This window comes from Mycetocola sp. (assembly GCF_046716805.1).
In the GTDB taxonomy this organism is placed as follows: domain Bacteria; phylum Actinomycetota; class Actinomycetes; order Actinomycetales; family Microbacteriaceae; genus Mycetocola_A.
In genome coordinates, this window is the sequence record NZ_JBKJWH010000079.1 from 1 (window position 1) to 6831 (window position 6831).

Below are 6831 nucleotides of genomic sequence, written 5' to 3' on the forward strand. Positions count from 1 at the left end.
GAGACGGCCTCGATGATCGAGTCGATCATGTCGGGGTCGCTCATCCGGGAGACGCCGCCCTGGGCGCGGATGTCGGCGGGGACGCGCTCGAGGGCCATCACGGCGACGGCGCCGGCGTCCTCGGCGATACGCGCCTGCTCGGCTGTGACGACGTCCATGATGACGCCGCCCTTCAGCATCTCTGCGAGACCGCGCTTGACGCGGTTGGAACCCTGTTCGCCGGTGTTGGTGCTGTTAGTCATAGTGAATTCATCCTAGATCGTTGGAGAGGAGCGTGCCGCACCGGGGGTGGCGGCGGAAGTTCAGTCGGTGGGCCAGGCGTCCGCGATGGCAGCGCGGACGTCGCCGAGGAGTTGCGGCAGAGCTTTCGTCTTCGCGATGATCGGCAGGAAGTTCGCGTCCTGCGCCCAGCGAGGAACGATGTGCTGGTGAAGGTGCCCGGCGATCCCCGCGCCGGCCACGATGCCCTGATTCATGCCGATGTTGAAGCCGTCATTTCTCGAAACGGTACGCACTACGGTCATGGCCGTCTGGGTCAGCGCGCCGATCTCGGCCACTTCCTCAGGTGTCGCTCTGTCGTAGGTCGGGATGTGGCGGTACGGGCAGACGAGCAGGTGGCCGCTGTTGTACGGGAACAGGTTGAGCAGGACGTAGGCGTGGGTGCCACGCGCGACGATGAGGGCATCCTCGTCGTTCATCTGGGGAGCATGGCAGAACGGGCAGTCGTCTTTGTCCGGCTGCTGGCCGTGCTGGATGTAGACCAGCCGGTGCGGCGTCCATAACCGCTGGAATTCGTCTGGAACGCCGCCGAGGTGCGCTGCGGCCTCGACAGAGTCCGCAACGGGCGCCGCCTGGTCGTTCGGCTCCTGGTGGTCGTCCAGTCCTAGTCGAGCCATGCGGTCGACACCTGCGCATGGCTCGTGATGGACGACACGATCCGCTCGATCGCATCGTCGACGGGGATGCCGTTGAGTTGCGTTCCGTCACGGAACCGGAAGCTGACCGCACCGTTGGCGCGGTCGTCCTCGCCGGCGATGAGCTGGAACGGGATCTTCGCCTTGGTGTGGGTGCGGATCTTTTTGGGCATCCGGTCATCGCTGTGGTCGACCTGGACGCGGACGCCCCGCTTCTTCAGCTTCGCGGCGATCTCGTCGAGGTATGCCGAGTATTCCTCTGCCACCGGGATGCCGATCGCCTGGATGGGTGACAGCCACACCGGGAACGCGCCGGCGTAGTGCTCGAGCAGGATGGCGAAGAACCGTTCGACCGAACCGAGGAGCGCGCGGTGGATCATCGCGGGGCGCTGGCGGGTTCCGTCGGCGGCCGTGTACTCGAGTTCGAAGAGCTCAGGCTGGTTGAAGTCGAGTTGCACCGTCGACAGCTGCCAGGTGCGGCCGATGGCATCGCGGGCCTGGACGGAGATCTTCGGCCCGTAGAACGCGGCTCCGCCCGGATCGTCGACGAGCTCGAGCCCGGAGTCCAGCGCGACGTCGCGAAGCGTCTGGGTTGCGCTCTCCCAGACGTCGTCGTCGCCGACGAACTTCACAGGATCTTTCGTGGACAGCTCGAGGTAGAAGTCGTCGAGGCCATAACCGCGAAGGGTTTCAAGCACGAACTGCAGCTGGCGACCGACCTCGTCCTTGATCTGATCCTGGGTGACGTAGATGTGGGCGTCGTCCTGGGTGAGACCGCGCACCCGGGTCAGCCCGGAGAGGGTTCCGCTCTTCTCGTAGCGATAGACGGTGCCGAACTCAGCGAGACGGAGCGGAAGTTCCCGGTAGCTGCGCCCGCGCGCCCGGAAGATCAGATTGTGCATCGGGCAGTTCATGGGCTTCAGGTAGTAGTCCTGGCCCGTTTTCGTGACGTTGCCGTCGGCATCCGTCTCCTGGTCGATGTGCATGGGTGGGAACATGCCATCCCGGTACCAGTTGAGGTGCTGGCTGATTTCGTACAGGTGCCCCTTGGTGATGTGAGGGGTGTTGACGAGCTCGTAGTCGTTCTCGATGAGCTGTTCGCGCAGGTAGTTCTCGATCTCGGAGCGGATGATGCCGCCCTTCGGGTGGAACACGGCAAGGCCTGAGCCGATCTCGTCGGGGAAGCTGAACAGGTCGAGCTCCGAGCCGAGCTTGCGGTGGTCGCGTTTCGCGGCCTCCTCGAGGCGCGACTGGTATGCACGCAGTTCGTCCTTGGTCGGCCACGCCGTTCCGTAGATGCGCTGCAGCTGCGGGTTCTTCTCCGAGCCGCGCCAGTATGCCGCGGCGACGCGCGTCAGGGCGTAACCGTTGCCGATCATCCGGGTGTTCGGCAGGTGCGGGCCGCGGCAGAGGTCTTTCCATTCCGTCTCGCCGGTTTTCGGGTTGACGTTGTCGTAGATGGTGAGCTCCGCTCCCCCGACTTCGACGTTCTCGTTGTCCGCGCCCTCGGCGGTCCCGCCCTTGAGGCCGATCAGCTCGAGCTTGAACGGTTCGGCGGCGAGTTCGGTGCGCGCCTCATCCTCGGACACCACGCGGCGCACAAAGCGCTGGCCCTGCCGGATGATTCGGTCCATCTCTTTGGATAACGCCTTGAGGTCCTCAGGAGTGAAGGATTCGGCGACCTGGAAGTCGTAGTAGAAACCGTCGGTGATGGGCGGGCCGATGCCGAGTCGCGCATCCGGGTTGACCTTTTGCACGGCCTGCGCGAGCACGTGCGCGGCTGAGTGTCGCAGGATGCTGAGTCCGTCAGCGGAGTCGATCGTCACCGCTTCCACCTCGTCGGTGTCGGTGAGCGGCGTCGCCAGATCCTTCAACTCGCCGTTGACGCGCATTGCGACAACGGAACGGTCGGTAAATCTTTCGAATCCGTCAGACACCTGGTTTGCTCCTCTTGTAGTAAGACTCTCCAACTTTAGCGTCGTCAGGCATGACGCTCGTGCCGCTGCCCGTCCGGAGAGCCTGAGGCTTAGAGTGAGGCATCCACCAATCAAAAGGAACCGCGACGTGTCCCTAGCCTCAACCCATTCCGCTTCCGTGACGTCTGTCTTGGAAGGACGACGTCCGTGAAGGCCTCCCGCGACAAAGCAACGTTTGTCTTCGGCGACCTCACCATGCTCGTCCGGCGCTGGGATGCCGCGCCGGGGGCAGGCAGAACCACGTTCGTTCTCGTCCACGGCATCGGGGTGTCGTCGCGGTACTTCGAACGGCTGGCCCGCGAACTCAGCCGCTCCGGAACCGTCCTCGTCGTCGATCTTCCCGGTTTCGGCGCCGCACCGCGACCGGAACGCCAGCTCACCATCGAAGCCGGGGCCGGCCTCCTCGCGGAGTTCATTCGGTCAGAAGGCCTCGCAGACGCGGTGCTCGTCGGGCATTCGATGGGAACCCAGTTCGTGGTCGAAGTCGCCGCCGTGCATCCGACCCTGATCGGGGCGATCGTCCTCGCCGGGCCGGTCGTCGACGAGCGGGCGCCCATGCCGTGGCAGCAGGGGATGCGCCTGGGCCGGGACATGCTTCGGGAGTCGCTCGGCGCGAACTGGATCGTTTCGACGGATTACATACGCAGCGGCATCCGCTGGTATCTCACCGAGCTGCCCGTGATGCTCGGCTACCCGACCCAGGAAAGACTGCCGCTCGTGTCGGTTCCGGTGCTCGTGTTGCGTGGTGAACGTGATCCGATCGCCCCGCACGGCTGGTCGGCGAGGCTCACAGCAACGGCCCACAACGGCAGGCTCGTTGAGGTGCCCGGTGCCGCACACGTCGTGCAACACACCAGGGCGGCGCAGGTGGCGGAGATCCTGGCCGAATTCGCGGCAGAAATTTCGGCTACAGCGCCGACGTCTCCGTTGCAGGAGCCTCGACGCTTTTAGCGGGCACCGCAGCGCGATTTCCCCGACGCCTCGGAAGCGGGCGATCAGGCAGCTCCGGCCCGTTCCACACCTTGATGATCGCCCACGCGACCGCGGTGATCGGCACGGCGAGAACAGCGCCGGTGATTCCGCCGACGATCGTGCCGGCAGTCAAGGCGACCAGGATGACGAGCGGGTGGAGTTTGAGCGATTGGCCCATCACGATCGGCTGGAGGAAGTTGCCCTCGAGCTGGTTCACTCCCACGGCGATGGCGAGGACGATGAGGGCGACGACCGGCCCGTTCTCCGTGCCGACGAGTGCGACCAATGCGGCAAGCACGCTGGCGAGGGTGGCTCCGACGATGGGGATGAAACTGCTGAGAAAGACGATGACGGACAGCGGCAGCGCGAGCGGAACCTGGAGGATGAAGAGTCCGAGCCCGATGAAGAATGCGTCGACCAGGGCGATCAGAGCAGTACCGCGGACGTAACCGCCGAGCACGCGAACCGCGGTTTTGCCGATTCGTCTGCCCCGCTCGAGTCGCTCGCCACGGAAGGGCTTGAGGAAGAAGTTCCACATCGCGTCCCCGTCCTTCAGGAAGAAGAACAGGATGACGATCGCGAGTACCAGTCCGGTGAGGATGTTCGCGGCGACCGACACTCCCGCGATCGCGCCTGAGCCGAACTGGCTGCTGGTGAGAAAGTCGATGATCGCGTCGCTGGCATCCTGGATTTGCTTGGCGTCGATCGGGAGGGGGCCCTCCTGCAGCCAGACGATCAGTTGATCGATACCCTCGACGGCTGAGTCCGCAAGTTCGTCCCACTGATCCCGGACGGCGAAGACGATGAGGGTGATGACTCCACCGAAGAAGACCATTCCCGCGAGCAGCGCGACCCAGGCCGCGAGAATGTTCGGCATGAAGCGGCGGAGCCAGCGGATGACCGGTGCCGCGGCCGCGGCGACGATGAGGGCGATGAGCACGGGAATGACGACGAGCTTCAGCTGAATCATCGCGAAGATCACCACGGAGGCGAGCGCAATGATGACGAGGATCTGGATGCTGCGCGTGCCGACATGCCCGATCCGGTCGGTCCACAACTCCCGGACGGCGGGACGGTCGCTCTCGGGTCGTTCGCTCTCTGCGCTCATTCTCCAAGACTAGTTAGTGCGTTCGTCCATACTCGCGGCGTCGCGCGGCGTGTGCATTCCTGATATCGCCAAGGCGGCATCCGTCACGCAGTCGATGACGGGGCGTCCGTCGCCGGTCTCCACCGGCGCAGCGGCCGACGCGGCCGACGCGGCCGAAGGGGTTGCTCGAGTGTTGTGTCCGGCCCGTTCCAGACCTTCACGATCGCCCACGCGACGGCCGCGATCGGAACAGCCAGCACGGCGCCGGTGATCCCGCCGAGGATGGTGCCTGCGGCGAGCGCCACGAGGATGACGAGCGGGTGCAGCTTCAGCGACTGCGCCATCACGATCGGCTGCAGCAGGTCGCCCTCGATCTGGTTGACGGCGACGACGATGATGATCACGATGAGGGCGACGAAGGGGCCGTTCGCCACGAGGGCGACAAGAGCGGCGAGGATGCCGGCGAGTGTCGCGCCGACGAGTGGGACGAAAGCGCCAAGGAACACGATGACGGCGAGCGGAAGAGCGAGCGGAACCTGCAGGATCGCCAGACCGACGCCGATGAACAGGGCGTCGACAAAGGCGATCACCGCCGTGCCCCGAACGTACCCGCCGAGCACACGAAGCGAAGTCCGCCCGATCCGCTCACCCCGAGCACGTCGATGCCCGGAGAACGGGCGCAGGAAGAACGCCCAGATCCGGTCGCCGTCTTTAAGGAAGAAGAACAGGATGACGAAGAGGAGCAGCGCTCCGGTCACGGCTTCGGCGGCCGCAGACACCCCGCGCAGTGCCCCTGATCCGAACTGGCTGCTCGTCAGGAAGCCGACGATGGCTTCTCGAGCCGCAGTGATCTGTTCCTGGTCGATTGGAATCGGACCGGTGGCGAGGAACGACTGCAGTTCGTCGAGGCCATCGGACGCCGCGGTGGACAATTCGTCCCATTGATTGCGGACAGCGAAGACAATGGCGGTGACGATGCCGCCGAAGATGGCGAGTCCGCCGAGAATCGTGATCCAGGTGGCGAGGATGGCCGGAAGTCCCCTGCGCCGGAGCCACAGAACGACCGGTGCGAGGGCCGCCGCGAGGATGATCGCGATGAGGACGGGGATGACGACGAGCTTCAACTGCACGAGCGCGTAGACGATCGCGGAGGCGAGCGTGACGATGAGGAGGATCTGGATGCTGCGTGTACCGAGATACCCGAGCCGGTCCGTCCAGAGTTCCCGGAGTCCCGCTCGGGGGGCGGCTGCTTGTGCGTCCGGTTCTGCGTTCATGGTCCAACCCTCACTCGTGGATGCGTCCGGTCACGGTACTGGGCGCTCGATGCACGGTCAAGGTATCGACGTGAGCGCCGCGAGAGCGTAGTAAAGGGAACATGAAGGCACTCACCTGGCAAGGCAAACGCTCCGTCTCCGTCGAAACCGTCGCTGACCCGACAATCGAGAAACCCACGGATGTCGTCATCCGGGTGACGTCGACCGCCATCTGCGGCTCCGACCTGCACTTGTACGAGCTGTTTGGTCCGTTCCTCACCAAAGGCGACATCCTGGGCCACGAAACGATGGGCGTCGTTGAGGAGGTCGGTTCAGCTGTCACTCGGCTCTCCCCCGGGGACCGAGTGGTGATTCCCTTCGTCATCGCCTGCGGCGACTGCTATATGTGCCAGCGCGGGCTTCACACCCAGTGCGAGACGACCCAGAACACCGACACCGGCACGGGGGCGGCGCTCTACGGCTACACGGAACTGTACGGATCCGTACCCGGAGGGCAGGCTGAACGCCTGCGTGTTCCGCTGGCCGACTTCAACGCCACGAAGGTCGGTCACGATCTGCCGGATGACCGTTACCTTTTTCTCAGCGACATCCTGCCAACCGCCTGGCAG

General features: G+C 64.8%; 6 protein-coding genes and 1 pseudogene. 2 read left to right on the forward strand and 5 right to left on the reverse strand.

What is annotated here, in order from left to right; all coding sequences use genetic code 11:
• The 3 genes and pseudogenes from ACLQ62_RS06350 to thrS all read right to left on the reverse strand — a co-directional run.
• Positions 1-242 (reverse strand): annotated as a pseudogene (locus ACLQ62_RS06350) (pyridoxal 5'-phosphate synthase lyase subunit PdxS); the annotation flags it as partial.
• A gap of 60 nt (positions 243-302) precedes the next feature.
• Positions 303-896: an HIT family protein gene (locus tag ACLQ62_RS06355; RefSeq protein WP_411720814.1), complete on the reverse strand. Its 594-nt coding sequence runs from the start codon at positions 894-896 to the stop codon at positions 303-305.
• Entirely contained in the window at positions 884-2851 is a 1968-nt protein-coding gene (gene thrS, locus ACLQ62_RS06360; protein WP_411720815.1) for a threonine--tRNA ligase, read from the reverse strand. Before thrS ends, ACLQ62_RS06355 begins: the two co-directional genes overlap by 13 nt.
• Positions 2852-3037: 186 nt before the next feature.
• On the opposite strand from thrS, the gene ACLQ62_RS06365 reads away from it, so the two are divergent.
• Positions 3038-3841 (forward strand): alpha/beta fold hydrolase, encoded by an 804-nt coding sequence (locus ACLQ62_RS06365; protein ID WP_411720816.1) that lies wholly within the window; start codon positions 3038-3040, stop codon positions 3839-3841.
• Here the strand turns inward: ACLQ62_RS06365 and ACLQ62_RS06370 are convergent.
• Together ACLQ62_RS06370 and ACLQ62_RS06375 are read right to left on the reverse strand one after the other, a co-directional pair.
• Positions 3798-4970, reverse strand: a complete 1173-nt coding sequence (locus ACLQ62_RS06370; RefSeq protein ID WP_411720817.1) for an AI-2E family transporter — start codon at positions 4968-4970, stop codon at positions 3798-3800. The genes ACLQ62_RS06365 and ACLQ62_RS06370 overlap by 44 nt on opposite strands.
• A gap of 83 nt (positions 4971-5053) precedes the next feature.
• A complete protein-coding gene (locus tag ACLQ62_RS06375) occupies positions 5054-6223 on the reverse strand; it encodes an AI-2E family transporter (RefSeq protein ID WP_411720818.1) in 1170 nt (389 codons plus the stop codon).
• A 101-nt stretch (positions 6224-6324) separates the two neighbouring features.
• Here ACLQ62_RS06375 and ACLQ62_RS06380 point away from each other — a divergent pair.
• The coding region (locus ACLQ62_RS06380; RefSeq protein WP_411720819.1) for an alcohol dehydrogenase catalytic domain-containing protein at positions 6325-6831 on the forward strand (507 nt) is incomplete at its 3' end.